Below are 24,615 nucleotides of genomic sequence, written 5' to 3'. Positions count from 1 at the left end.
CCGGTGGCCGATCGGTCCGGTCGTGTATCGACGGATCCGGGCGGATCGAGTAGGAAACGAAGCTAGGAGGTTCGCCCATTGGCAGCCACGTTTGCTCCGCTCGACTTCGATTCTTTCCATCGTGAAGAACTGCCGCGCCGTTTGGCGGCCGGGAACGGTGCCCTCGCGGCGCGCGGTGCCGAGCGACTGCCCGCCCTGGCGTTCCGTCGGCAGGAGGGAGGTTCGTACACGTACGTGCCCGGCCAGAAGGGGATCGAGGTGGTGGCGGACGAGGCCGCCGCCGATCTCGTGATCGAGGTGACGGACGAGATCTGGCAGAACATCGTGAACGAGCTCGATGCGGCAGCCGGTCTTCTCTACGGAGGCCGAGCGAAGTGCGTTCGCGGCGATGCGATCCGATGGCTCGACTGGGAGCCGGCGCTTCGCGCCATGTTCAGCGGTCGTCCGGTGTACGATGCGAGCGACGTTCGACTCCTCGATCGGGTAGGCGCTCCGCTCGATCCCGAGCACACCTTCACGCTGGACGACGGGCACGAGGACATGGCGCACTTCCTGCGCACCGCCGGCTACCTCTTTGTGCGCGAGGTCTTTTCGGCGGGTGAGGTCGAGAGATTCCTCGCGGAAGCGGCCGAGCTTAGGGGGGAGGCGGTTAAGGGGGACAAGCTGTCGTGGTGGGGGAAGGACGATCGCGGCGAGGACATCCTGTGCAGAGTCACTCGCGCCGGTGCGAAACCGAATCTGCGATCGATTCCAACGGACTCGCGCCTTCTCGACTTGAAGGATCTCGCGGACGAGCCGCTCGCGCATCGTGCGAGTGCAAGCCCCGAGCAATCGATCACCGTGATCTGGAAGAACCCGAACATGTGCGAGGGGCTCGGTGACTTGCCCTGGCACCGCGACTGCGGGATGGGTGGTCACGCGGCGATGTGCCCGGTTTTGATCGCATCGGTCTTTCTCACTCCATCCAATCCCGATGCCGGAGACCTGCGCTTTCTTCCTGGGTCGTGGCAGGCGGGCTGCGGCCCGATCGATCCTAACCACCCGAAGGCCCCGCGCGGCGCGATCTTCAACGCGGAGGCGGGTGATGTCTCTCTGCACTACGGCGATACGATGCACGCCGCTCCGTCGCCCGCCTCGGCGGGAGTCGACACGTACCGGATCAGCGCCGTCACCGGCTATACGCGTCCCGGCACGCGACCGCATCGCGGCAAGAACTACAACGAGGTGCTGCACAGTCGGGACGACGGCCAAGTCGAGCACCTGGAGAAGGTCGCCCGAAAGTCCTAGTGCACCGCCGTCGACCTAGGGCTCGTTGCGGGCGCCGCTCCTGCATGTCGGAAACAGGGGACACCTGATTGGGTGCCGCCCGGCGCCCCGAACTTTCCGGAGAATCCATGAAAGCAGCCGTCCTCGAGGAGCAGGGTAAGGGCGTCGTCATTCGCGACGACGTGAAGATTCAGGCACCCGGTCCCGGTCAGGTGCGTGTGCGCGTCTGCAATTGCGGGGTCTGTCACTCCGACCTGAGCGTGATCGACGGTGCATTCCCGGCAGCGCTGCCCGTCATCCTCGGGCACGAGGCCGCCGGCGTCGTCGAAGAGCTTGGCCCTGGAGTGGAGTCGCTCGCCGAAGGCGATCATGTCGTTCTCACACCCTGTCCGCCGTGCGGGACCTGCTACTTTTGTCTGCGCGGCGACTCATCCGTGTGCGTTCGGACGGCGGGCTTGATCTCCAATACCTTCGTCGACGGAACGACCGGTCTCTCGATCGGAGACCAGACGGTGTATCGCGGACTGAACGTCGCTGCCTTCGCGGAGAACGTGGTTGCCGACGCGAATGGCGCGGTGAAGATCCCATCGGACGTCCCACTCGATGTCGCGTGCGTGATCGGTTGCGCGGTCCAGACCGGTGTCGGGGCGGTGTTGAATACGGCCCAGGTGGAAGAGGGCGCGACGGTTCTCGTTCTGGGCCTCGGCGGGATCGGGCTCTCGGTCGTGCAGGGGGCGCGCCTGGCGGGTGCCGCGCGGATCGTGGTTTCGGACCCTGTCGCGGAGCGTCGTGACTCCGCCCGAGCTCTCGGCGCGACCGACTTCATCGACCCGACGACCGAGGACGTGCTCGCGCGCGGGATGGAGATCACCGGTGTCGGGTTCGACTACGCGTTCGAGGCGGCCGGACGCTCGGCACTTCTCGAAACCGGACTGGCTGCGATCCGGAATGGGGGCACCTTGGTCTGCGTGGGCGCGCCGCCGCTGGAGGAGCTCTTTACTCTGATGCCCGCCGCCTTCGTCATCACCGGCAAAAAAATCCTGTCGACGGTGCTCGGCGGCGCGAACTCGTTGCGGGACATCCCTCGTTACATCGCGCTCTGGCAGAACGGGCGGCTCGATCTGGACGCGCTGATCACGGGCCGCCGGCCTCTCAGCGAGATCAATGGGGCCCTCGAGGACCTGCGGACGAGCCGTGGGATTCGAACGGTGCTCGACATCTCCTGACCGGCTCCTTCTGACGCGGCCGGGCCGAGTTGAGGGGAGGCGCCTGCGCAACGGTCAAACTCGAGAACGAAGCCCTGCCGGATGGCACCGCCGGGGACGTAGATCCGGTTCCCGAGAGCCGCGGCGACCATGCCTTGTCGCGGCTCGGCCATTGGGGGCAGTACGGCCCAGCTGTCCGTCGCCGGATCGTAAACCTCGACGTCGTCGAAGACGCCGCTGTCGGTGTCCGGGCAAGGAGATCACCGGTCATGAGGGCGATCATGATGGGGTGCGGAAACGCTGTCGATCGGCTTCCCGAGCCGGCGTGATTCTCCGCCCGCGGCGTGCTTGGGTTCGGAGCAGCCGACAGGAGGTCCGCCATGTCCGAGGCAGGAACGCAGACGCAACAGAGCCCCTTCGCCATGCCCCTCGAAGAGGCGATGAGCACGCAGCGTGCAATTCGTCGATTGAAGACGGATCCCGTCGACGACGCGCTCGTTCTCCGTCTGATCGAACTCGCGCAGAAGGCCCCGACGGGCAGCAATGCCCAGAACTGGGAGTTCATCGTCGTGAAGGATCGCGCGGTGAAGGCGAAGCTCGGCCGGATGAATGCCGGTGCGTTTCGTCTCTACGGTGGCATCGGTCGCCGAATGGCGAAGGACGATCCGAAGATGCAGCGGATCATCAACGCCGTGCAGTGGCAGGCGGACCACTTCGAGGAGGTCCCCGTCGTCGTCGTCGCGTGTCTGCGGGGAGTGAGCCTGCCGTGGCCGCGTGTAGCCGCGTCGAGCTACTACGGCTCGATCTATCCGTCGGTGCAGAACCTTTTGCTCGCGGCTCGTTCGGCCGGACTGGGTGCGGCGCTGATCACTCTGCCGCTCTGGAGCCACTTCCTTGCGCGCCGCGCGCTCGGATTGCCCTACTCGGTGAGTCCGTGTGCGGTCATTCCACTGGGCTGGCCGAAGGGCAAGTACGGTCCAACCACACGCAAGCCGGTCGGTGACGTGGTCCACGTCGATCGCTTCGGCAATCAGCCGTTCAAGGGACAGACCGGGGAGACGAAATGAGCCAAGCCCTTCACATCTCCAACGCCCGCATTGTCGATGGAACCGGCGCGCCCGCCTTTGGCGGGAGCGTCGCCGTACGCGACGGGAAGATCGAGGCTGTGGGTGCCGATCTCACACCCGCCGCCGATGCACGCCACATCGACGCCGCCGGAAAGGTGCTCGCGCCGGGCTTCATCGACGTCCATACGCACTTCGATCCGCAGATCTGTTGGGATCGCCTCGCGACGCCGTCGCTCGAGCACGGTGTGACGACGGTCCTGATGGGCAACTGCTCGCTTTCGCTCGCGCCGGTGAAGAAAGAAGACCAGCGCGCGCTCGCCGGGATGTTCAAGCAAATCGAGGACATCTCGATTCCGACTTTTGACGCGGGCGTCCCCTGGAATTGGGAGACCTATCCGCAATATCTCGACGCGATTCGCCCGGGGCTAGGCATCAACGTCTCCGGTCTCGTGGGGCACTCGGCCCTTCGTCACTACGTGATGGGAAACGCGGCACAGGAGCGGGCCGCGACCGACGAAGAGATCGCGGAGATGTCCGCGATTCTGGTCGAAGCCATCCACGCCGGTGCGGCCGGTCTCTCGACGTCGTACGTCGACGTCGACGAGGAGATGCGGCCGGTTGCGAGTCGAGCCGCGACCAAGGAAGAGATCATCGCGCTCGGAAAGGCGATGGCCGGCGCCGGTCGAGGGCTCATCCAGACGGTACCGATCTTCTTCGTGCCCGATGCGCAGCTCCAAAACCTGCGCGACATGGCCGAGATCTCGCGCGAGACCGGTCTCATGTGCACGGTCGCCCCGATCATCCACAACCCGACGAACGACCTCTGGCGCGACTCGATGGCTCTTCTCGAAGAGGAAGCCAAGACCGGCGCGAAGCTATACGGACAGTGCATGCCGCGCACGTTCGACGTGAACGTGCGGCTCTCCGAGGCGTCGTTCATCCTCCTCGCGTTGCCCGCGTGGAACGCGATCATGCGGCTGCCGAAGGAAGAGCGCTGCGCGGCGTTTGCCGACCCGGCTCGCCGGGAGGATCTCCGGAACCAGGCCGTCCTACTCGGCCCCGTCTGGGACTACCTGATCGTCCGCAATGCTCGCGACGCCAAGAACGAAGCGCTGAACGGCCGACTGGTGAAGGACCTCGCCGCGGAGCAGGACGCGGCCCCGGCCGACTTCATGATCGATCTGGCCGTCAGCGAGGATCTCGAAACCGAGTTCTGCGTGATGGGCATGATCAACGGGCAGACCGGGCCCGTGACCGAGCTCCTGCAGCATCCGCTCGTGCTGGTCGGCGCGAGTGACGCGGGCGCACATGTGGCGCAATTCTGTGGCGCGGGGGATACGAGTGATCTCCTGGGTCGGTGGGTTCGGGAGTACGGAGCGTTTACGCTCGAGAGGGCCGTGTACCGGCTCACCGGGGAGTTGGCCGATGCCTTCGGCATCCGCGGGCGCGGACGGATCGAGCCCGGGCTTGCCGCCGACCTCGTCGTGTTCGATCCGGCGACGATAGACCGTGGGGACGAGGAGTTCATTCACGACGTCCCGGGAGACGCGAACCGGTACGTTCGCCACGCGACGGGCATCGATCAGGTCATTGTGAACGGTGCGATCGTGTGGGAGCAGGGCGCCTACACGGACGCGCGCGCGGGGCAGATCGTCTGATGATCTACGGCCTTCTCGTCATCGAGATGTGCCTGGCGGTCGCGGCGCAACTCGTGCTGCGCCATGGCGCCAAGATGTTGAGCGAAACGGAGCTGAGTTTCGGTATCCTGCTGGAGCCGTTCCGGAACCCGTACATCTTCTCCGGGCTCGCGCTGCACGGCGTGAGTTTTTTCCTCTACGTGTTCATCCTCTCGCGCCTGCGCTTGAACATCGTGTATCCGGTCTCGACTGGAGCGACGATCGTGCTCATCTCGATCCTGTCGGTGTTCCTTCTCTCGGAGCCGCTGAACGGGCTTCAAGTGCTCGGTATCCTGACGATCATCGTCGGCATCGGTCTGGTGTTCATTCCGGCATGACGCAGGCGGCAGTGGCAGGCTCTTCGGGGGTTCGCACCTACAACGAGTGGGATCCGCTCGAAGAGGTGATTGTCGGTCGGCTCGAAGGGGCCACGATCCCAAGCCGTCACGTCACGTTCGACGGCAACTTGCCGCCGATCGCTCGCATGCTCTATCGGCCGCTAGCGGGACGTCCGTACCCCCGCATTCTGGTGAAGCGAGCGCAGCGAGAACTCGATCAATTCGTGAGTCTGATCGAGCAGGCCGGTGTGACCGTGCGTCGGCCGGACATCGTCGACTTTTCGGTGCCGTGTTCTACACCGAATTGGCAGTCCAAGGGCTTCTGCGTCGCGAGTCCCCGCGATGGGCTGATCGTGATCGGGGACGAGATCATCGAAGCGCCGATGGCGTGGCGCTCGCGTCAATTCGAGATGCGGGCCTACCGGACGCTTCTGAAGGAGTACTTCGCGCAGGGAGCCCGTTGGACGGCGGCTCCTCGGCCGCAGCTCCTCGATTCCCTGTATGCGAGCGAGGATTTCAGGCCGGCGGGGACGGGCGAATCGGTTCGTTACATCATCGACGAGTCGGAGTTGGTCTTCGATGCCGCCGACTTCGCCCGGTGTGGGCGAGACCTCTTCGTCACGCGGAGCAACGTCACGAACGAGACCGGCATCGAGTGGCTTCAGCGCCACCTCGGCGATGGATTTCGGATTCATCAGGTCGAGAGTCTCTGCCCGCAGCCCATGCACATCGATACGACGTTCGTGCCCCTGGCGCCCGGCAAGGTCTTGGTCAACCCGGAATACATCGATACGAACAATCTCCCGAGTGTCCTCGACTCGTGGGATGTGCTCGTAGCCCCGGAACCGGACCCGATCCCGGGCTTCCTGAATGTTCACCTTTCGCTGGTGAGCAAATGGATTGCGATGAACGTGTTCATGCTCGACGAAAAGCGCGTGATCGTCGAGGCGTCACAGACCTCGATGCACAAAACCCTGCGCGATTGGGGGTTCGAGCCCATCCCGACCCCGTTCATGAACTACAAGCTCTTTGGGGGCGGCTTTCACTGCGCGACGCTCGACATCCGCCGGCGGGGCGAACTCCAGTCCTACTTCTGAGCGTCACAGCGCGCGGGCGATGCGACCCGCTTCGAATTCGACGGGAACGTCGAGCGTGAAGCAGGTTCCTTCTCCGAGCTCTCTCTCTCTCTCGACTGAAATCTGACCTGCGAGACTGTCCCTCTCCCTGCGCCGATGATTCTAGTCGGGCCGCAGGCGGAAATCTTGATGAGCCGGGGACTTCCGGCGCCCCGGGGGTTCACAAGAGCCCGGCCAGAGGGCCGGACCGGTCGTAGCCGAGCCAGTCCCAGAACCGGCAGCGGGCCGTGAGGTCTCGGCTTTCTGAGAGCGGCTCGTCCAGAATCAGCCGCAGCGGGTCTTCGACGCTGTAGCCGGTCCAAGGGGGGACAGTCTCGGGCGGCCTCAGATTCGCAGCAAATCCGGTCCAGAGGCGCATCATGGTCGCTGCCAATTTTCGTTCGTCGCCGGTGAACGAGGCTTGCTTGGCCCAGAGCTCGGCCCCGAAAGGGTTCCCGAAGACGAACGGGAGCTCGGAGGCGTGGCACACCTGGCCCGTCGCAGGCGCGCACGCCGGCACCGCCGGCCAGATGGGGAAGGAGGGGACGTGCGTGAACTGGTAGGCCCACTTGGGCGCGGTGGCGTCCTTCAGAACGAAGCGGTTCGCGCAGACGAAGAGATCATCGGTCACGATCTCGGAGAGTGTGGCCGCGGGCTCCCCTGTGCCGATCGATGCGTAGAGCTTCCGGACGGCGCTGCCGTGTTCGCCGAACGCGATGTCGGTCTCGAGGACGTACTTCATCTCGTCGATCGTCCCGATCGAGCGTTCCTGCATCGCGACAAAGAGGGTGCCTTCGTTCTTGTTGGTCCCGATCAGGATGGGTTTGTCGATCGAGATCTCGTTCGGTTGGGATTCAAGGAGAGGTCCGCCGACCACGGGTCCCCACGGGACAAAGGAAGCGAGTCCGAGAAGGAAGGACTCCGTCACGGGCAGCTTGCCCTGCGCGGCCACGATCTCCGCTGCGGACTTCTCCCGAAGGCACGTCGGCGGGTTCTTGGGCGGAGCGCAGTCGAGGTGTCCCACCAGATCGTTCGCGTAGGCTCCCGCCTGCCGGGCGGTCTTGTACGGGATGCCGTAGGGATTGCTCTCGAGGATCGCGGCGCGGAAGAGGCCGCGGCTCGTCGCCGCGCCGAGGTGGATTCCGACCGACATCGCGCCGGCGCTCTCGCCGAACAGTGTCACCTTCTTGGGATCGCCACCGAAGGCAGCGATGTTTTCGTGGACCCACTGAAGCGCCAGCTGTTGGTCGAGAAGTCCGTAGTTCCCAGTGAACGGGCCGAGGCCCGCAAGGAAGCCGAGCGCGCCGATCCGATAGTTCAAAGTGACGACCACGGCCGGGCCGACTGCGGCCAGATTGGCGCCTCCGTAGACCGGCGCGGCGGTCCCCCCGTGCACGAAGGATCCACCGTAGACGAAGACGAGCACCGGGAGCGTCCCCTTCGGGTCCGGGGTCCATACGTTCAGTGAGAGGCAGTCCTCGCTCGCGTCGATCTCGACTCCCGGGGGCACGTGCTGGGGACACGAGGGCCCGAAGGTCTCCGTCTCGCGAGTGCCGGTCCACGGCTTCGTGGGTACGGGGCCGGTCCAGCGCAGGTGGCCCGTCGGAGGCTCGGCGAACGGGATGCCGAGGTAGGCGTGGATGGGCCGGCTCGGCTCGCCCGGCACTCCCCCTGGAGCGCTCGTGCCGCAAACGGCGCCGACCGTCGTCTGCACGACCGGCGTCGAGCACGTGGCGTCGGCGCGCGCTCGTGTCGGCGCCGCAAGCATCATGGCTACTGTGAGTGCCAGGGCGAGCACGGCCCGGCGGTGGGGCGGTGTCCGATCGATCGTCGCGCACATGTCGCGTGAAATAGCGGACCGGTGTTGCACCTGTCGACCGACCTGTAGACTGTGGGCATCGTGGGGGACCTGTGGATTCGCGTCTGTCTCGCCAACCAGAGCCTGGAGCTTCTGGCGGGGGAGCGCGTGGTCGGCCGCTACCCGGTCTCGACCGCGGCGAACGGCGCAGGCGAGCAAAGCGGGAGCCTGCAGACGCCCCGCGGCGCGCACGAAGTGAAGGAGCTCATCGGCGCTGGGGCTCCGTGCGGCGCGGTGTTCAGCGCGCGGTGTCTGACCGGCGAGATTCTCACGCCCGAACTTCAGACCGCTCATCCCGAGCGCGATTGGATTCTCTCTCGCGTCATCTGGCTCTCGGGTCTGGAAGACGGCCGGAACCTCGGTGGAAACGTCGATACGCACGACCGCTACATCTACATCCACGGCACGCCCGATGATCAGCCGATGGGTGAGCCCCACTCGCACGGCTGTGTGCGTATGCGGAACGAGGATGTGATCGCCTTGTTCGAAGAACTGCAGCCCGGCACGAAGGTGCAAATCGACGAGTGAGTACCGAGAGCCCTTGACGATGAGCGCTCCGGCCGGGGAGACTCCTAAGATGCCCGTCCTCTCCCGGCTCGCCCTGTCTCTGGTCCTCGCCTGCGCTTCGTTCGGCTGTTCGGACACGACGCCTCCACCGGCCCCCGCGGCCCTTTCGTTCCTCCATGCGGAGCCGGATCCCCTGGAAGGCGGACGAATCGTGGATGCGCTCGGCCGTGAAGTCCTGCTGCGGGGCGCGAACGTGAACTCGTTCGCGGAGTACTGGAGCGGCAACGACTTCCCGACGACTTTTCCGTTCCCCGAGTCGGATGCGGAACGAATGTCGGAGATCGGGTGGAACGCGGTTCGCCTTCTGCTCTCGTGGTCGCGCGTCGAACCAGAGCCGGGGGTTTACGACGAGAGCTACATTGACGAGATCGATCGCGTGGTCCAGAGGCTCGCGCGCCATGGGCTGTACACGATCATCGATCTCCACCAGGACGCGTGGACCGCTGTGCTTGCAGCGCGACCCGATGAGGTCTGCGAGCCTCCGTCCGAGCCGGCCCTCGGCTGGGATGGGGCCCCCGCCTGGGCGACGTTCGATGAAGGACGCGTGCGGTGCATTCTCGGGGGCACCCGGGAGACGAGCCCGGCGGTCGTTTCGTCCTGGGACGCGTTCTTCGAGAATGCGGAAGGACCCGGGGGGGTGGGGATTCGAACGCGGTACGCGAGTATGCTCGGACACCTCTCGGCTCGGTTCGCGAACGAGCCCGCGGTCGCCGGATACGACATCATCAACGAGCCGGGGGCATTCTCGCCGCTGCAGCAGGAGGGCCTCTCCGCGCTGTATTCGGAATCCCTCGCGTCGATTCGTGCGGCGGAGCGGGCGGCGGGCGGTCCCTCACATCTTGTCTTGTTCGAACCGTTCTCGCTCTGGTCGGTGCTCGGACAGGGACCGCCTCTGGACTTCGAGCGCGACGATGGCGTCGTCTATGCGCCCCACATCTACACGGGCGGATTCTCGGGGACGCCGATCACGCGCAACGCCTTTCAGATTGCGGTCGACGAGGCGGCGCTCTTCGGCGGAGCGCCCGTCCTGACGGGCGAGTGGGGCGCGAGCCCGAGCCGGGCCGGTCCCGACGGGGACGGCTACTTTCTCGATCATCAGGGTTTCCAGGACGAGTTCCACACCTCGGCGACGATCTGGACCTGGCGAGAATCCTGCGGGGATCCGCACAAGGTGAGCGACGCTCGTGGGGGTGCGGACCCGCCGGTTCCGTGGGGCGAGTTCGAGGTGGACTGCTTCACAAACGAGATTCGTGGAGAGCGCTCGCTGCTGGTGACGGATCTGACGAGGGCATACGTCCGTGCGGCTCCGGGCCGACTCGGCCGGGCGGTCTATGACCCCGCGACGGGTGGCCTCGAGGTGTCCGGAACGCATGCGTCTTCGGACACCGAGCTAGTCGTCTTCTATCCGTCGGGAAAACACGGTGAGCCGTCGGTCTCGGTGGAAGGCCTCGTGGATGTCGAGACGACACCCGGGCCCGCAGGGGCGGTCTACATCACGGGGCGTACCTCGGGAGCGGAGTGGAATCTGTCGGTCGAGTAGGCACCCTGCTCAGGGTTCCAGAACGACTTTGATCGCGCCGGCTTTGCGATCCGCTGCGATGCGGAATGCCTCGGAGGCCGCTTCGAGCGGGAAGCGGTGCGTGATGACCGAGCGTGCGATCTCTGGATTACTCGCGAGCAGCGCCGCCGCGGCGTCGACGTCGCGGCTCGGGCCAAGGCGGCTATACATCGCGGCGGGGATCACGTCGATCTCCTTCATGCAGACTCCGAAGCCGGGCATGGTCATGCCCTCCCAGAACGTCGCGAGGATCAGCAGCTTGCCGCAGGGGCGAAGAAGGTTCACGGCCTCGTCGAGGGAGCTGGTCGTCCCGGCCGCATCGATCACGACGTCGTATGGTTCGGTCGCATCGACTTCGCCGGCACCGAGTCTCGCACCGGCGGCCTTCTGCGCGTCGTGGCGGGCGGCGAGATCGACGTGCGCGCCAGTGGCGCGTGCCGCGGCGACACCGGTCAGTCCGATCGTACCGCCGCCGATGACGGCGACGCGCGGGCTTCCGCCCAGCCCGACACGCCGGATCCCGTGTACCGCAATCGCAAGCGGCTCGACGAGGCACGCATCGCTCACGGGCACGGAGGCGGGCAGGGGGACGAGGGAGGACTCCGGAACACGGACGCGCTCGGCCATTCCGCCGTCGAGTCCGACACCGAGAATCATCGACGCTCCCGACACGCAGTGGTTGTAGCGGCCGCTGCGGCAGTACGAGCATTCTCGGCACGGCGCGATCGGCTCGACGGCGACCGCCGTTCCATCGGAGAGGACGCCGGCAAACTCGTGTCCGAGGGTCGCCGTGAGCCCGGCGCCCAGGAGGTGGATGTCGGAGCCGCAGATGCCGGAGGACCGGACTTGTACGTCGATGCCGTCGCCCGATGGCGCCGGGACGTCGGTGACGACGACGCCGTCGCCCGAACAGCGGACGGCCTTCATGCCAGCCCCTTCTCGTAGGCGCTCTTCGCTGCGTCGCGCAGATCGGAGTCCAGCAGGAAGTCGAGCGTGGTCATCGCGAGCGCCTTGGCTCCGTCGGCCGTCGCGTTCTCGCCGAGATCCGAGCCGGCCCATTTCTCGAATTCCGGATTGTGGATCGTGACGTGGGCGGGAGCGCAGGTAATCATCGGGTGGATCGACGGCACGCGGTAGCTGATGTTGCCCATGTCCGTGCTCCCCGCGACGCTCGAAGGCAGTTTGTCGAACGGAAAGAAGCTGCGCCCGAGCGACTCCGCGTTCGATTGGTAAGCGTTCGCGAGCGGCCAGCAGGTGTTCAGGTCGAGATAGTCGACGTTGCCCCACTTGACCTCGGCCCGAGCACCGGTCGCGAGGGCGCCGGCTTCGAAGCACTGGTTGGCGCGTTCCTTGAGCGACTCGAGCTGCGTCTCGTCCGCAGCGCGGACGCCGAATCGTCCCGATGCGCGCTCCGGGATCACGTTGGCTGCGTCACCCCCGTGCGTGATGATGCCGTGGATCCGTTCGGTGTGCTTGATGTGCTGACGAAGTGCGGAAAGGGCCTGGTAGGCGATGACCAGGGCATCGAGGGCATTGATGCCTGCCTGCGGTGCCGCCGACGCGTGCGCCGAGCGACCGTGGTAGATGATGTCGACGTCGGCGACGGCGATGCAAGGCATGGTTGCCAGATCGACACCGGCGGGATGGACCATCATGGCCGCGTCGATCCCGTCGAACGCGCCTTCGCGGGCCATCAACTCCTTGCCGCCGCCGCGTTCCTCTGCCGGTGTGCCGAGGAATCGAATCCGTCCGGGCAGGTCGTCGCCGAGTCCGTGGAGGGCGAGGGCCGCACCGAGAGCGCTCGTCGCGATGATGTTGTGACCGCAGGCATGGCCGATTCCCGGAAGTGCGTCGTACTCCGCGAGGAGCGCGACGCACGGGCCACCGTCGCGGCCGAACTCGGCCTCGAATGCAGTCCGTAGGCCGTAGGCTTCCTTGCGAACGGTGATCCCGGCGTCGTGCAGAGTGTCGGTCAGTACCTTCGCGGCCTTGTGCTCTTTGAAGGCGAGTTCGGGGTTCTCGTGGATGAAGTGCGAGACCTCGAGGAGCTGCGGCGTCAGGTCGTCCACTGCGCCGCGTACGCGGGCTTTGAGATCGTCCTTCGTACTCACGATGATGTTCTCCGGTTGGTTAGACCGTCTTCAGATACTCGATGACGGCGCGGCGCTCTTCTCGGGTGAGGTGGTCGCCGAAGGGATGGCCGGTGTTCGCCTGACTCCAGTAGGTGGTGTCGAGATCGAACCGGCGCCAGCGCGTGGGTCGCGCGCCGGAGTTCAGGAGGAGTTCTGCCGTCGGGACGGAGCCGTTGTGCAGGAAGGGGGCCGTCGCCCAGATGCCGTCGAGAGGCGGTGGCATGTACCCGGGGAACGGGTCGTTCGGCTCCACCTGGGTGATCTCGCCGTAGAACGATGCGTTGTACCACTCCACCAACTCTGGGCTGTGCACGGCGCCCGACTCCGCCACGGCGGGATCGGTTCCGATGACGTCGAGTGGAATCAAGAGGTTCGGATACGTCTCGTCGGCCTCGTTCTCGGAGTACGTGCCGTGGCATCGGGCGCGGTTGGCGACGAAGACCTCTTCACCCTCAGACGCGAGCGCGGCGTCGATCGCTCGGGGATACTTCGGTGCGCGCACGGAATCAACGAACGCCTGAATGTCGCGGAACCATGCGTCGATCCTTCGGGCCTGTTCGACATCGTCCACGCAGACCGATGTCGCCAGCGCCATGGTGCAGCGGTGGTCGCCGCGCGCCATACCGTTGTAGAACAGCGCGGTCTTCTTGTGCACACGCCACCAGGGCGGCGGGTCCGACGTCCGCTTGTAGTCGGGAAGGACGTTCCCGTCGTGGTCGCGCCGGACAATCGGCGCGAGTTCGTCGTCGCTCCACTCGAGAGTGTCGCGGTCGTGATGGACCATGAGCACGACGGCGAGCACTTCGGCTGGGTTCATACCGATGGTGCGCATCGCGGTCGTGTCACCGATGATCGCGCCGCGCGTGAGCATCTTCGTGAAGTGCGCCTCTTCCTTCTCGTCGAGGCTGAGGGTCGCGAGGACCTCCGGAGGGAGAGCTCCACTCGTTCCCGGGTTGCCGAAGCCGCTAGTGAAATCGGCGTTCGCGTTCCCGAGGCCGATGACGAGCTCTCCGTCGCACTGTCCGCCGTGGCATAAGAGCCAGTTCGCATTGACGACTTCCGCGCCGTCCTGCGCTTCGAACACGTTCAGGCAGTAGGGCAGTTCGGCGTTCTTGCCCTCGCGACCTGGAACGTTCGGGGCATCGGGGCCGCCGCCGAAGCCCTGGGAGATCAGACCTTGGAAGGCGGGGTTCTCCCAGATCTTCCATGGAATGCCGCAGGTCATGAACGGGCCGCCCAGGAGCATGTCACGGCCCACGTCCGGATCGCCCCGGCCTTGGGGCTCGGCGGCGAGAAACTCACCTTCGTCCCACGGGCCAGCCGGTTGTTCAGTGGGCGCCGATCCGGAATCACTCGTCGTGCCGGTGCTGCTCCCGGCGCACGCGGCGAGTAGGGTGAATGCCGCGAGCAAGAGCGTTCGAGGCAGGATGCAGGGCATGGGCGTTTCATACCATTGTGGAGAGGGGGTGCGAGTCCCAAGGATCTAGGCGCGGGCGTCGTGTTTTGCGTTCGAGACCGAGTCGCTTTTCATCATCACCTGGCCCATTGCGATCGCAGCGAGACCGACGACGGTCAGTACGAGATTGCCCGTCGACTCCGCGACGAGAAGCATGCAGGCGAGCGGAATCCGGTACCCGCCGGCGAGAAGGCAGGCGCCAGCGAGGATCCACAATGCGTGCTGGTCCCCCGCAAGCCAGCCCGCCGCCACGTAGCCGGGGCCGAAAGTAATCTACGCGCCGCAGGAGTTCTTCGGGGGCCTCGACGCGCTGCGCTTCGTGATCGAGCCCGCCGCGCGCGACTACTACGAGCAAAAGGGGATCTCGTTCGGGTTCCAACAGCTACTGCGGGTCCTCGATGATCGGGTTTCGATAATCGACCCGACGGGATTCCTATCCGATCGTGACACGATCGTCGAAGATGCGGGCTATCACCGACGTCTACTCGACTACGTGCGCCGGTTCCGGGTGGATCCCGCTTCGACGTTTCCCGGCTTCATTGCGTACTGTCACAAGCTACCGGCGGACGTGCCGCGGATTGCGCAGCGCCCCGTCGGCTTGAAGGAGTTTCCGACCGAATTCGCAGCGGATCAGTAGCCGCCGTCGTCGCCGCCGAGGCTCCAGGGGCCGTCGCCGCGCGCGGCTATGTACAGGAAGACCCAGGCGTACACCGTCGCCAACTCGCCGCGGTTCTCGATCGGGAGCAGCGCGTCGCCCTGGTGGACCAAGAAGTACGCAAAGGCCATCAGCCCGCTCGAGAAGAAGGCGGCGTACGTCGTGAGGAAGCCGACGGCGATCATCGAACCGGCGATGACCTCCGAGAGCCCCGCGAACCACACGAGGCCGACGGGTAGGTCCGGGTGCGGGCCGCCGAACAGTCCGAAGATCTTCTGCGCACCGTGGCAGAAGAAGAGGAAGCCCAGGACCATACGCATGATCGCGTAGATCTTGTCCACGACGCGCGGACCACCGCCCTCCGCCGTCGCCACGTTGTCCCCACCGATCGATACGCCTGCCATCCGCTGTGTCTCTCACGATTGGCGAGCTATGTCACATGTATGAACCGGGCGGCGTCGTGGCGGCACGTGACTCAGAACCTCGGGTCCGGCCTGCGCTCACGGGGCCTCGATCTCGTCCATCCGTTCCGTGTCTCCTGGTACGACGACGCGGTGGCGCGGGAGGACCGTTTGCCGTGGGCCGGTGGGGGCGAGTCGCTGGCGCTTCTGGTGGGGAACACGCGGGCGTTCTGGTCGACATTCCTCCAGGAGATGGAGCGTGAGCCGGATCGCCCAGACGTGTCGGATCCTCTCGATCGCTGGATGGAGAGGACTCTGGTCGAAGAGACGCGATCGTTGGATCTCGGGCACGAGGTCGTATTCTCCCACGAGCCGCCTCCGCGCCGTTTGCCGATGCAGCGCCTCGCGATGCACGTCGGCTTCGCGCCGCTCTCTGCCGGGCAGCTTCTGGCGCACCCGGAGTACGGGCCTTGGTTCGCGCTCCGGGCGGTGGTGATCGTGGACGTCGCGGGCCCTGACGGGCCGGCGCCGACGGTCGGGCCCCCGTGCGAGGGCTGCGACGCTCCGTGCGGTCCCGCATTCGAGCACGCCTGCGAGGTTGGGGACGCCCGAACAGATCACGCGCTCCTAGGTGAGCGTTGGCGTCCTTGGCTGGCGGTTCGCGATGCCTGCCCGGTGGGTCGTGCCCATCGCTATTCGGACGCGCAGATCCGGTTTCACTATGCGCGGGAGTGGCCGACCGGCTGAGTCGTCCGGCTGGCGATCACCCGCGAAGCCGAGCGCCGACCTTCGCGAGCCTGTCTGCAATGTCGACGAAGGTCTTGGCTTCCGCGTAGCGGGCCGCCTGGACGATGCGAGTCGCGCCGACGGCTCGGAGCGCCTCGGCCTGCGCGACCCCGTGGTCGGTGTCCTCTACATCGAGTCCAGTGATGAGAACGATTTCGGGGTCCGGGTGTCCTGCCGCGGCCGAGTCGCGTCGGAAGTCGGCGATCGGCCCCGCGAGTTTCTCGGGGTCGGCGCCCATCGGCATCCAGCCGCCTCCGAATCGCGCCGCGCGCTTGGTCGCGTAGGGTGCGCCTCCTCCCACGAAGAGGGGCGGCTTGGGTGGGCGCGGTCGGAACAGCATCGGCTGGCCGTTGGAGACTACCTCGTCTTCGGCGAAGCACTTTTCGAAGAACTCGAGGGTCTCGTCGCTCTGCGCGCCACGGCGGCTCCGGGGAATTCCGACGGCGCGGAACTCCGCGTCCATCCATCCGATTCCGACACCGAGGAGCATCCGTCCGCCCGACAGTTCCTGAATCGTCGCGATCCACTTCGCCGTCGGGAGCGCGGGGCGGTAGGGAAGAATCAAGACGCCGGTCCCGAGGTGGATCCGTTCGGTCGCGCCGGCGAGCCAGGCGATTGTCGCAAGGGGATCGAGGTAGCGTCCGTTCGAGCCCTCCGCGTCGTCGGGCGGAATCGCGATGTGGTCGGCGAACCACAGATCGTCGATGCCGGCCGCCTCTGCGCCGAGCGCGCAGTCTCGTACGATCTCGCGGGTCGACGTGTCGCCCATGTTGCGCATGTAGAGGCCGAGCTTCATCGCGTTGCTCCTACTGGCGGAACTTCTTGAAGTCCGGGTCGCGCTTTTCGATGAACGCGGTGATGGCCTCGATGTTCTCGGGCGATCCGGCCTGCTTCATCATCAGGTCGTCCTCGACCGCGAGTGCAGCCTGGATCCGATCCCGATTCGCGACCATGAGCGTCTGCTTGATCGCCTGGAGCGAGGAGACGGGCCACTGGGCCATCTCCCGGGCCTTCTCGAGGGTCGCATCGAGAAGTTGGTCGTCCGGAAGCACGCGCGCGGCCATTCCCATTTCGAGTGCACGCTGCGCGGTGATCCATTCGGCGGTAAAGAAGAGCTCGGCGGCGCGCTGCCGACCGATAGCGGATTGCAGCGTGTAGCTGCTCGCGATTTCGGGGACGAGGCCGAGGCTCGCGAAGGGCAGGCGCATACGGATGCTCTCGCCGAGGTAGGTCACATCGCATGCGATCAGGAGTGTGCATCCCCCGCCCACGGCGACGCCCTTGCCTGCGCCGAGGAGCGGCTTGTCGAACGCGAACAGCGCCTCGACACAGCCGAAGAAGCCAGAGGGCTTGCCGTCGGGGCGCGGCTCGGCGCCGCCCCCGAACGCCGTGAGATCTTGTCCCGCGGAGAAGTCGGTTCCGGCCCCGGTCAACACGACCACTGCGACGGCCGGGTCTTCGCGCGCCTCGTTCAGCGCGTCTCGGAGACCATCCCACTGTGGGTCACTGAAGGCGTTCTTCTTGCGGGGGCGGTTCAGGGTGATGAGAAGGACGCCGTCGTCGTCCAGGTTCTTCAGGATCGGGGATTCTTCGTTCATCGATGCTCCGGGTTCGGGAAGTCGGGTTTGCAGCCGGCGTCCCATTGGGAGCGCTGGTTGCCGTGCGCGGGGATGCCTCCGGCGTCTTTGATCATTCGCGCCATGTGCATGAGGTTCCATGTCATGAACGTCGTGTTGCGGTTCGTGAAGTCGTTTTCGGGGCCGCCCGATCCGGGATCGAGGTACGACGGGCCGGGGCCCGCTTCGCCGAGCCAGCCGGCGTCGGCCTGCGGTGGGATCACGTACCCGAGATGTTGGAGTGAGTAGAGGATGTTCATCGAGCAGTGTTTGGCGCCGTCCTCGTTGCCCGTGATCAAGCAGCCGCCGACGCGCCCGTAGTAGGCATACTGTCCCGCGTCGTTCAGATCACCCGAAGTCGAGTACAAGCGCTCGATGACTTGCGTGCACACCGACGTTTTCTCTCCGAGCCAGATTGAGGAGCCGAGCACCAGGATGTCCGCCGCCTTCACCTTTTCGTAGAGCTTCGGCCAGTCGTCCGCGTCCCAGCCGTGCTCGGTCATGTCGCCGTACACGCCGGTCGCAAGGTCGTGATCGATCGGTCGAATGACGTCGACCGATATCCCGTTCTTCTCCATGATCGCCTTCGAGATATCGATCAGGCCCTGGGTGTGGGATAGGTCCGGGCTGCGTTTCAGGGTGCAGTTCAGAAAGAGGGCCTTCAGGTCGGAGAAGTTCCAACGGCTCTCGTCGCACATCTTGCTCTGCTTCTCGTTCAACATGGTGGATTCCTTCCTGGGGGCCCGTTGTGGACGCACGAGCCTATCATGTGGCTGCTCGGGCCAAAGCGGATGTGAAGTTGCCCGGGAAACGAGGGGCTGTCACAACGACCCCATGGCCCACGACTCGATCCGATCGATGGTTCTCCAGGTGGTACTCCTGCTGGCGCTCGTTGTTACCGCGGCGCCCGTCCAAGCGGAGTCGATCTTCGACGACACCGCGTCCGAGCAAGTGGAGGAGGCCACGAATCTAGTTCAAGTGAAGACCGATCTCGCGTTATGCGCTCCACACCTGGACGAGCTGAAGCGCGGGCCCGACGCCGAGGCGCTGCACGATGGCGTCGAGGATCCGCAGTGTCGGAAGGCGGTCCTGGCTGCGCGGGCAGCGGGTCTCAGCAAGGCGGAGATCGTGAACATCCTCATGGGTGCGAGCGACGTTCCCGACCCGAACGCGTTCACGGTCGACCACGATGGCCCGCCGGTCGTGGTGGAGTAGGGCGCGCCGTGGCTTCGCGTCGTCCCTTGGTGACGCTCTCGACGCATTCAGTCGAGAATCAGGTCCCGCCGCTCGACTCGATCGACCTCTTCGGGGCCGACACGGCGCTGGTGGAGGGCGTCCGACGCGGCGGCGCGGCGTGGGCCACTGAGCGGTTGAAGGCGTTCGGAGACGAACTCGGCAGTGCGCGGGTGATCGACCTTGGCTTCGAGGCGAACCGCCATCCCCCCGAGCTGCGCAGCTTCGATCGCTACGGTCAGCGCATCGACGAGGTAGTCTATCACCCGGCGTACCACGACCTGATGCGACTCGGCATCGACAGCGGTATGCCGTCGATCGCCTGGACCGAGAAACAACCGGGTGGGCACGTCGCGCACGTCGCGATGACGTATCTGTTCTCGCAGATCGAAGCCGGTGTCGTGTGTCCGATGACGATGACGTACGCGGTGCTCCCGGCGCTTCGCCAGCAGTCCAACGTCACGGCCTCGTGGGAAGAGGGCGTTCTGCAGGCATCCTACGACGAGCGGTGCGCGCCCGCGGCGGAGAAGACCGGCCTCACGTTCGGGATGGCGATGACCGAGAAGCAGGGCGGCTCGGACGTTCGGGCGAACTCGACCCGTGCGCAACCCCTCGGTGCGGGAGGCCCCGGCGGAGAATACGAACTGCGCGGTCACAAGTGGTTCTGCTCGGCGCCGATGTCGGATGCGTTCCTCACCCTCGCCCAGACGGATCGTGGGCTGTCGTGCTTCCTCGTGCCCCGCTGGAGGCCCGACGGTTCGCGGAATCCGTTCTGCCTCCAGCGTCTGAAGGACAAGCTCGGAAACCGGTCGAATGCTTCGAGCGAGGTGGAGTACGACGGCACCTGGTCCCAGATGATTGGCGAGGAAGGCCGCGGGGTGCGGACGATTTTCGAGATGGTGCATCACACCCGGAATGATACGGTCGCCGCGCCCGCGGCCTTCATGCGCCAAGCGCTCGTGCAGGCGATTCACCACGCTATGCACCGCAATGCGTTCGGAAAGCGTCTCGTCGAGCAGCCACTCATGCAGAACGTGTTGGCCGATCTCGCGATCGAATCCGAAGCGGCGACGGTTCTGTCGATGCGAATCGCACAGGGTTTCGACAACTCCACGGGAAGCGATGAGGCTCGGGCGTTCACCCGAATCGCCACTGCGGTCGCAAAGTATTGGCTGAACAAGCGTGCGCCGGGGCACGTGGCCGAGGCGCTCGAGTGTCTCGGCGGCGCGGGCTACGTCGAGGAGTCGATGATGCCGCGTCTCTACCGCGAAGCGCCGCTGAACGGCATCTGGGAAGGTTCGGGGAATGTCATTTGTCTCGACGTGCTCCGGGCGCTTGGTCGGGAGCCGCGGGCCTTCGAACTTTTCCTCGCGGAAGTGCGCGAGGCGCGGGGTGGCGACCGCCGTCTCGACGCCGCGGTGGAGGATCTCGAGAAGACTCTGAGTGATTCGTCGGATCTGGAACGGCGCGCGCGTCAGATAACCGAGTCGATGGCCATCGTGCTGCAGGCTTCGCTGCTCGTGCGCTACGCGCCGTCTTTCGTGGCGGACGCGTTCTGCGGCGCGCGGCTCGGTGGTGAGGGCGGGTTCGTGTACGGGACACTGCCGGCGTCGACCGCCGTCGACGAGATCATCGCTCGGGCTTGGCCCGCCTGAGTCAGTACCAGAAGAAGACCCAGCGTGAGCGATTCAGCTGCGCGAGGTCGGTCAGCTCGCCGGACGTGATGAGTTCGAAGAGCGGTCGCTGGAACGAGAACACGAGGATCGCCACGGCGACTCCGACCGGCACCAAGTCGATCGCGCGCAGCTGCCGTTCGAACCCGCGGGCGACGCCTACGCCGGCGAGGATCGCCAGGATCGCGTGGAACGGCATCCGGAATCGCGTGGTCGCGACCAAGCCGGCTACGAGCACTGTGAAGAAGAGCGTCCAGCTGAGGAGGAGCTTCATGTGCGAATCGCGCCAGGTCTCCCGGAGCCCTGCCGCGGCGGCGAGGAGGAGGGCGATGTAGCCGAGCTGAATCGCCCAGAACCAGCGTAGGAACGTGTCGACCCGGATCTGCCCCCACGCCTCGAGACTCAGGTTCCGGGTCACGAACCATTCGAGCCCCCAGAGGTTCAGTCCTCGGACGATGGATCGCCGTGCGTAGTCCGCCGGGAAATCGACGATGCCCTTCCATCCCATCTCCCCGGCGACGCGCGCGCGGGTGAGAGGATCGGGCAGACGGTGCCACGTGTCGAACACTTCCTGCGGCTCACCCCAATGGCTTCCCATCCACAGATTGTACGGGGCTTCGTTCTCGAGAAGGATCTCGGGGCCGTAGCGTAGCTGGTTACGGATCACCCAGGGGGCCAGCACGAGCGCGGTTGCGGTCGCGAACACGAGCGAGAGACGGATCGCACCGCCCCAGCCGAATCGCAGGAGCCACGAGAAGGCGAGCATCAAGGTGAATGCGCCGATCGCCGGTTTGAGCAGCATGGCGAGCCCGGTGAGAATTCCGAGGACGACCGGACGTAGGATCTGGTCGGGTGTGAGCAGGCTCGTGCGCCAGAACACGATCGCGGTGAAAAGCGTGTAGAGGGTCTCCGGCCAAAGCATCGCGCTGTACGCGATCATCGTGGGATCGAAGAGGAAGAACGCGGCGGCGACCCGTGCGGCGGTCCGTCCGGCGACGCGGTCGGCGAGCGCAAAGATCGGGATCGCCGCGGCGGCGCCGGCGATCGATTGCAGGATCTTCGAGGCGAGGTGCCACACGGGGCCCGTCCCCGTCAGGAAGGAAGTGACGTAGAGGAACGCGAAGTAGCCGGGGGGACGTTCGAGGGCGCCGGTTTCGAGGACGCCCGTTTCCCGCCACGCCGCCGCCTGCTCGAGATAGAGGAGGTCGTCGGCGAGGAGACGATTGAAGGAGTCGCTCCAGATGGAGAGGGCCACGCGGATGAGCAGGCCCGCTCCGAGTAGACCGAGAAACAGGCGGTCGTCACGCCAAGCGCCGGGCGCCGGCAGGACTTCCGGCGAGGCGCCCTGGCGGTCCGCGGACGTCAATCAGCTCTCCGGAAACCAGCGGTCGAGCGTGCCCGTAGCAACTTCGCGCAGCTTGGTTTGGGGCAGACCGAGACCGGCTTTCTGGAAGCCTTCGACGAGGTCGGGAGTGCCGTCGTAGTGGGGCCAGTCCGAGGCGAGCGCCACGTGGTCGGCGGGAAGGAAGTCGAGCGCGATCTTGAGATCGGTGTGCTCGCACGCCTCCACCGTGACCATCATCTGTCGCTCGAAGATCTCCATCGGAGGGGTCTTCCAGTCCGGTGCCTTGAAGCGACCGAAGAGTCGGCGATGGTCTTCGAAGCGTTCGAAGAAGGACGGGATCCACCCGGCGCCGGCTTCGAGGATCATCGTCTGCAGGTTCGGGAAGCGGTCGAAGATCCCGCCGGACATCATGTCGTACAGGGTCGCGATCATGTCCATCGGGAACCCGAGGGCAGAGCTCGCCATGATGTCCTTCAAGCGGAAGCCGCGCGCGGCTCCGTCCTGATCCCACACGGGCAGGGGATGGAGGCCGAGCTTCATCTCGGTGTCGACGAGGGCCTGCCATACGACATCGAACTCGCGCTCGGAGTATTTGTTGTGGTTCACGGGGTTGGTGCGGATGAAGGCCGCGTGAAAGCCGAGTGCGGCGGTGCGATGGATCTCGTGGACCGATGCTTCGGGATCGACAATGGGCAGTGCGGCGACCGGGATGAGACGACCCGCCGAGCCGCTGCAGTAGTCGTTCAGAATCCAGTCGTTGTAGACCTCGCAGACGGCGGGAGCGAGATCGGGCGTGAACGTTCCACCCGCCAACATGAAGGTCGGGTACAGGACGGCGCGGGTCAGTCCGTGCTCCGTGTTGAAGGCGAGGCGCCGTCCACCGTCCTTGCTCCAGTCGGGTGCGTCGAGGATCGTGAAGCGGCCCGCGTCATCGTTGTTGAACACTGGCCCCAGGTCGATGCCCATTGCGGCGGCGAGGCCCATGTTCTGGAGCATGTCCGACGGCTTGATCTGCTGGAAGATGGTGTCGAGGTCGCCGATGTCCAGACCGTAGATCCGCTGGTGGAAGACGCCGTCGTCGTCGCGGTAGAAGTGGGGCGCATTCTCGCGCAGGTTCTTCGGGAGACGTTCGACCCAGAGGTCGCCGGGCTCGATGACGTGCCCGTCCGCGTCGGCAAGGTGCTGGATCATCCGGAGTTCGGTACTCCGGCTCTCTCGGTCATTCAAGCGAACGACCGATCGGGCTGAAACCGGCCGGTCAGTCGTCGAAGGGCCGGTTCGCGCCGCCGATCGACGGAGCATCACCCGCCGACGGGAAATCGTACTGCCCCGAGGTCTCGCCGATGCTCGGATTGTCCGCGTCGCTGGGGTTGTCCATGAACTGTCGCGAGTCCTGGCCGATCGAAGGGGCACTGCCGGCGGTGGGGTTGTCCATGAAGCGGCGCGACGTCTCGCCGATGGAGGGTGCGTCGCCCGCCGACGGGTTGTCAAAGAACTGCCGTGAGCCTTCCCCGATGCTGGGGACCTCGCCGGCCGGTTCGTCGAACTCGCCGGGGCCGATCTGCGCCTCCGCGCCTGTCGCCGTGATCAGGGCGAGCCCTGCCGCCAGCAGGACCCCGTGAACCTTCGCTGTCGCGTTCGCACCCATCGTTCCGAAATCTCACTCGCGCGGAGCCGAGTCAAAGGGCATGGCTCTTGAGAATATCCGGCGTTTGCGCTTCCTGTTGGGCACGATGGGACAAGGTGCAGCCGTGGCGAAGAAGAAAGACAAGAAGCACAAGGACAAAGACAACTCGGGTAAGAAGGGGAAGCGGACGATGGCCGAGAAGGCCGACCGCCATGCCCTCTACGAAGACTCCGTCCAATGTCCCGAGGAAGACGTCGAATTCTTCGGGGATACGTTCAAGAAGCTTCGCGGTCACAAGGCTCTCGTCTTACGTGAAGATTTCTGCGGCACCGCCAAGATGGCGATCGAATGGTGTCTCAGTCATCCGGATCGAACCGCGATCGGAGTCGATCTCGATCAGCCGACCATCGACTGGGGACGCGAGCATCATTTTCTTCCCAACGCCCGAAAGCTCGGTGATCGTCTCACGGTTCACACCGCGAACGTCCTCGAGCCGCGCGCGGAGAAGGCCGACGTCACCGCCGCCTGCAATTTCAGCTTCTGCGTCTTCAAGCAGCGCGAAGAGCTGAAGCAGTATCTCTCCCTTGCGCGGGACGGTCTCACCAAGGACGGACTTCTCTTCCTCGAGATCTACGGCGGCACCGAAGCTACCGCAGTCACCGACGAAGAACGAGAGTGCGACGGGTACGAGTACGTCTGGGATCAAAACAAGTTCAACCCGCTGACCGCCGAGACGCTTTGCTACATCCACTTCCGCTTCCCCGACGGCTCCAGCATCGAAAAGGCCTTCACCTACGATTGGCGCCTCTGGTCGATCCCCGAGCTCATCGACCTGCTGGGGGAAGTCGGTTTCGCCGGCACCAAGGTCTACTGGGAACAACTCGAAGACGACGACGACGATGACGACGAAGAAATGCTCTACGGCTCCGGCGAATACGAAGACATGACCGGCAAAGACGTAGAACAACAGGAAAGCTTCCTCGTCTACGTTGTCGGCATCAAGTAGGGGACGTTGGTTAGTCTCGGGGGGGTTTTTTTTTT

25 protein-coding genes are annotated in these 24,615 nt (G+C 65.4%); 13 read left to right on the top strand and 12 right to left on the bottom strand.

What is annotated here, in order from left to right:
* The first annotated feature begins 78 nt into the window (after nucleotides 1-78).
* From P8R42_14150 to P8R42_14125, 6 genes are all read left to right on the top strand, one after another.
* The gene (locus P8R42_14150; GenBank protein ID MDG2305755.1) at nucleotides 79-1,287 is read left to right on the top strand and encodes a phytanoyl-CoA dioxygenase family protein; all 1,209 of its coding nucleotides are present in this window, start codon (nucleotides 79-81) and stop codon (nucleotides 1,285-1,287) included.
* A gap of 107 nt (nucleotides 1,288-1,394) precedes the next feature.
* Nucleotides 1,395-2,492, top strand: a complete 1,098-nt coding sequence (locus tag P8R42_14145; GenBank protein ID MDG2305754.1) for a Zn-dependent alcohol dehydrogenase — start codon at nucleotides 1,395-1,397, stop codon at nucleotides 2,490-2,492.
* A 401-nt stretch (nucleotides 2,493-2,893) separates the two neighbouring features.
* Complete coding sequence (locus P8R42_14140) at nucleotides 2,894-3,538, top strand: nitroreductase family protein (protein MDG2305753.1); 645 nt, start codon at nucleotides 2,894-2,896, stop codon at nucleotides 3,536-3,538.
* Nucleotides 3,535-5,196, top strand: coding sequence for an amidohydrolase family protein (locus P8R42_14135; GenBank protein MDG2305752.1), 1,662 nt, complete (start codon nucleotides 3,535-3,537; stop codon nucleotides 5,194-5,196). The genes P8R42_14140 and P8R42_14135 overlap by 4 nt, the downstream gene beginning before the upstream one ends.
* Nucleotides 5,196-5,552: a hypothetical protein gene (locus tag P8R42_14130; GenBank protein ID MDG2305751.1), complete on the top strand. Its 357-nt coding sequence runs from the start codon at nucleotides 5,196-5,198 to the stop codon at nucleotides 5,550-5,552. The genes P8R42_14135 and P8R42_14130 overlap by 1 nt, the downstream gene beginning before the upstream one ends.
* Complete coding sequence (locus P8R42_14125; GenBank protein ID MDG2305750.1) at nucleotides 5,549-6,649, top strand: amidinotransferase; 1,101 nt, start codon at nucleotides 5,549-5,551, stop codon at nucleotides 6,647-6,649. The genes P8R42_14130 and P8R42_14125 overlap by 4 nt, the downstream gene beginning before the upstream one ends.
* Nucleotides 6,650-6,848: 199 nt before the next feature.
* On the opposite strand, the gene P8R42_14120 is transcribed toward P8R42_14125, so the two are convergent.
* On the bottom strand, nucleotides 6,849-8,507 hold the full coding sequence (locus P8R42_14120; GenBank protein ID MDG2305749.1) for a carboxylesterase family protein: 1,659 nt from the start codon (nucleotides 8,505-8,507) through the stop codon (nucleotides 6,849-6,851).
* A gap of 69 nt (nucleotides 8,508-8,576) precedes the next feature.
* Between P8R42_14120 and P8R42_14115 the strand changes: the two genes are divergently transcribed.
* Both P8R42_14115 and P8R42_14110 read left to right on the top strand, forming a co-directional pair.
* Complete coding sequence (locus P8R42_14115; protein MDG2305748.1) at nucleotides 8,577-9,053, top strand: L,D-transpeptidase; 477 nt, start codon at nucleotides 8,577-8,579, stop codon at nucleotides 9,051-9,053.
* Nucleotides 9,054-9,072: 19 nt separating this feature from the next.
* Nucleotides 9,073-10,632 (top strand): cellulase family glycosylhydrolase, encoded by a 1,560-nt coding sequence (locus P8R42_14110; protein ID MDG2305747.1) that lies wholly within the window; start codon nucleotides 9,073-9,075, stop codon nucleotides 10,630-10,632.
* A 9-nt stretch (nucleotides 10,633-10,641) separates the two neighbouring features.
* On the opposite strand, the gene P8R42_14105 is transcribed toward P8R42_14110, so the two are convergent.
* The 4 genes from P8R42_14105 to P8R42_14090 are packed head-to-tail and all read right to left on the bottom strand — an operon-like array spanning nucleotide 10,642 to nucleotide 14,490.
* Nucleotides 10,642-11,577 (bottom strand): alcohol dehydrogenase catalytic domain-containing protein, encoded by a 936-nt coding sequence (locus tag P8R42_14105; protein ID MDG2305746.1) that lies wholly within the window; start codon nucleotides 11,575-11,577, stop codon nucleotides 10,642-10,644.
* Entirely contained in the window at nucleotides 11,574-12,761 is a 1,188-nt protein-coding gene (locus P8R42_14100) for a M20 family metallopeptidase (protein MDG2305745.1), read from the bottom strand. The genes P8R42_14105 and P8R42_14100 overlap by 4 nt, the downstream gene beginning before the upstream one ends.
* A gap of 19 nt (nucleotides 12,762-12,780) precedes the next feature.
* The gene (locus P8R42_14095) at nucleotides 12,781-14,220 is read right to left on the bottom strand and encodes a hypothetical protein (GenBank protein ID MDG2305744.1); all 1,440 of its coding nucleotides are present in this window, start codon (nucleotides 14,218-14,220) and stop codon (nucleotides 12,781-12,783) included.
* Between the two features lie 45 nt (nucleotides 14,221-14,265).
* On the bottom strand, nucleotides 14,266-14,490 hold the full coding sequence (locus tag P8R42_14090) for a hypothetical protein (protein ID MDG2305743.1): 225 nt from the start codon (nucleotides 14,488-14,490) through the stop codon (nucleotides 14,266-14,268).
* 67 nt (nucleotides 14,491-14,557) lie between these two features.
* Between P8R42_14090 and P8R42_14085 the strand changes: the two genes are divergently transcribed.
* Entirely contained in the window at nucleotides 14,558-14,875 is a 318-nt protein-coding gene (locus tag P8R42_14085; protein ID MDG2305742.1) for a hypothetical protein, read from the top strand.
* Here the strand turns inward: P8R42_14085 and P8R42_14080 are convergent.
* Nucleotides 14,869-15,297 (bottom strand): DoxX family protein, encoded by a 429-nt coding sequence (locus P8R42_14080; protein ID MDG2305741.1) that lies wholly within the window; start codon nucleotides 15,295-15,297, stop codon nucleotides 14,869-14,871. The two genes, P8R42_14085 and P8R42_14080, sit on opposite strands and share 7 nt — an antisense overlap.
* Nucleotides 15,298-15,336: 39 nt before the next feature.
* Here P8R42_14080 and P8R42_14075 point away from each other — a divergent pair, with 39 nt between their 5' ends.
* Complete coding sequence (locus tag P8R42_14075) at nucleotides 15,337-16,041, top strand: hypothetical protein (protein ID MDG2305740.1); 705 nt, start codon at nucleotides 15,337-15,339, stop codon at nucleotides 16,039-16,041.
* Between the two features lie 16 nt (nucleotides 16,042-16,057).
* Here P8R42_14075 and P8R42_14070 read toward each other — a convergent pair whose 3' ends face one another.
* Genes P8R42_14070 through P8R42_14060 form a run of 3 tightly spaced genes read right to left on the bottom strand, consistent with a single transcriptional unit; the run spans nucleotide 16,058 to nucleotide 18,418 of the window.
* Complete coding sequence (locus P8R42_14070) at nucleotides 16,058-16,876, bottom strand: TIGR03619 family F420-dependent LLM class oxidoreductase (GenBank protein MDG2305739.1); 819 nt, start codon at nucleotides 16,874-16,876, stop codon at nucleotides 16,058-16,060.
* 10 nt (nucleotides 16,877-16,886) lie between these two features.
* A complete protein-coding gene (locus P8R42_14065; protein ID MDG2305738.1) occupies nucleotides 16,887-17,678 on the bottom strand; it encodes an enoyl-CoA hydratase-related protein in 792 nt (263 codons plus the stop codon).
* The gene (locus P8R42_14060; protein ID MDG2305737.1) at nucleotides 17,675-18,418 is read right to left on the bottom strand and encodes a flavodoxin family protein; all 744 of its coding nucleotides are present in this window, start codon (nucleotides 18,416-18,418) and stop codon (nucleotides 17,675-17,677) included. Before P8R42_14060 ends, P8R42_14065 begins: the two co-directional genes overlap by 4 nt.
* A gap of 112 nt (nucleotides 18,419-18,530) precedes the next feature.
* Between P8R42_14060 and P8R42_14055 the strand changes: the two genes are divergently transcribed.
* The gene (locus P8R42_14055; GenBank protein MDG2305736.1) at nucleotides 18,531-18,911 is read left to right on the top strand and encodes a hypothetical protein; all 381 of its coding nucleotides are present in this window, start codon (nucleotides 18,531-18,533) and stop codon (nucleotides 18,909-18,911) included.
* 8 nt (nucleotides 18,912-18,919) lie between these two features.
* Nucleotides 18,920-20,584, top strand: a complete 1,665-nt coding sequence (locus P8R42_14050; GenBank protein MDG2305735.1) for an acyl-CoA dehydrogenase family protein — start codon at nucleotides 18,920-18,922, stop codon at nucleotides 20,582-20,584.
* A gap of 1 nt (nucleotide 20,585) precedes the next feature.
* On the opposite strand, the gene P8R42_14045 is transcribed toward P8R42_14050, so the two are convergent.
* The 3 genes from P8R42_14045 to P8R42_14035 all read right to left on the bottom strand — a co-directional run bounded on the left by P8R42_14045 (nucleotide 20,586) and on the right by P8R42_14035 (nucleotide 23,595).
* A complete protein-coding gene (locus tag P8R42_14045; protein ID MDG2305734.1) occupies nucleotides 20,586-21,968 on the bottom strand; it encodes a glycosyltransferase family 39 protein in 1,383 nt (460 codons plus the stop codon).
* Entirely contained in the window at nucleotides 21,969-23,138 is a 1,170-nt protein-coding gene (locus P8R42_14040) for an amidohydrolase family protein (GenBank protein ID MDG2305733.1), read from the bottom strand.
* A 67-nt stretch (nucleotides 23,139-23,205) separates the two neighbouring features.
* Nucleotides 23,206-23,595, bottom strand: coding sequence for a hypothetical protein (locus tag P8R42_14035; GenBank protein ID MDG2305732.1), 390 nt, complete (start codon nucleotides 23,593-23,595; stop codon nucleotides 23,206-23,208).
* 103 nt (nucleotides 23,596-23,698) lie between these two features.
* Here P8R42_14035 and P8R42_14030 point away from each other — a divergent pair, with 103 nt between their 5' ends.
* Nucleotides 23,699-24,580: a class I SAM-dependent methyltransferase gene (locus P8R42_14030; GenBank protein ID MDG2305731.1), complete on the top strand. Its 882-nt coding sequence runs from the start codon at nucleotides 23,699-23,701 to the stop codon at nucleotides 24,578-24,580.
* Nucleotides 24,581-24,615: the final 35 nt, after the last annotated feature.

The organism is Candidatus Binatia bacterium, assembly GCA_029243485.1.
Classification (GTDB): Bacteria; Desulfobacterota; Binatia; order UBA12015; family UBA12015; genus VGTG01.
Note: the sequence above shows the minus strand (reverse complement) of the source record. Positions and strands in the feature narration are given on the sequence as shown.

Excerpts from the sequence above, each read along its gene's own strand:
- P8R42_14145 (MDG2305754.1), top strand. The coding sequence starts at position 1,395 with ATGAAAGCAGCCGTCCTCGAGGAGCAGGGTAAGGGCGTCGTCATTCGC.
- P8R42_14140 (MDG2305753.1), top strand. The coding sequence starts at position 2,894 with ATGCCCCTCGAAGAGGCGATGAGCACGCAGCGTGCAATTCGTCGATTG.
- P8R42_14135 (MDG2305752.1), top strand. The coding sequence starts at position 3,535 with ATGAGCCAAGCCCTTCACATCTCCAACGCCCGCATTGTCGATGGAACC.
- P8R42_14130 (MDG2305751.1), top strand. The coding sequence starts at position 5,196 with ATGATCTACGGCCTTCTCGTCATCGAGATGTGCCTGGCGGTCGCGGCG.
- P8R42_14125 (MDG2305750.1), top strand. The coding sequence starts at position 5,549 with ATGACGCAGGCGGCAGTGGCAGGCTCTTCGGGGGTTCGCACCTACAAC.
- P8R42_14120 (MDG2305749.1), bottom strand. The coding sequence starts at position 8,507 with ATGTGCGCGACGATCGATCGGACACCGCCCCACCGCCGGGCCGTGCTC.
- P8R42_14110 (MDG2305747.1), top strand. The coding sequence starts at position 9,073 with ATGAGCGCTCCGGCCGGGGAGACTCCTAAGATGCCCGTCCTCTCCCGG.
- P8R42_14105 (MDG2305746.1), bottom strand. The coding sequence starts at position 11,577 with ATGAAGGCCGTCCGCTGTTCGGGCGACGGCGTCGTCGTCACCGACGTC.
- P8R42_14095 (MDG2305744.1), bottom strand. The coding sequence starts at position 14,220 with ATGCCCTGCATCCTGCCTCGAACGCTCTTGCTCGCGGCATTCACCCTA.
- P8R42_14080 (MDG2305741.1), bottom strand. The coding sequence starts at position 15,297 with ATGGCAGGCGTATCGATCGGTGGGGACAACGTGGCGACGGCGGAGGGC.
- P8R42_14075 (MDG2305740.1), top strand. The coding sequence starts at position 15,337 with ATGAACCGGGCGGCGTCGTGGCGGCACGTGACTCAGAACCTCGGGTCC.
- P8R42_14070 (MDG2305739.1), bottom strand. The coding sequence starts at position 16,876 with ATGAAGCTCGGCCTCTACATGCGCAACATGGGCGACACGTCGACCCGC.
- P8R42_14065 (MDG2305738.1), bottom strand. The coding sequence starts at position 17,678 with ATGAACGAAGAATCCCCGATCCTGAAGAACCTGGACGACGACGGCGTC.
- P8R42_14060 (MDG2305737.1), bottom strand. The coding sequence starts at position 18,418 with ATGTTGAACGAGAAGCAGAGCAAGATGTGCGACGAGAGCCGTTGGAAC.
- P8R42_14055 (MDG2305736.1), top strand. The coding sequence starts at position 18,531 with ATGGCCCACGACTCGATCCGATCGATGGTTCTCCAGGTGGTACTCCTG.
- P8R42_14040 (MDG2305733.1), bottom strand. The coding sequence starts at position 23,138 with ATGATCCAGCACCTTGCCGACGCGGACGGGCACGTCATCGAGCCCGGC.
- P8R42_14035 (MDG2305732.1), bottom strand. The coding sequence starts at position 23,595 with ATGGGTGCGAACGCGACAGCGAAGGTTCACGGGGTCCTGCTGGCGGCA.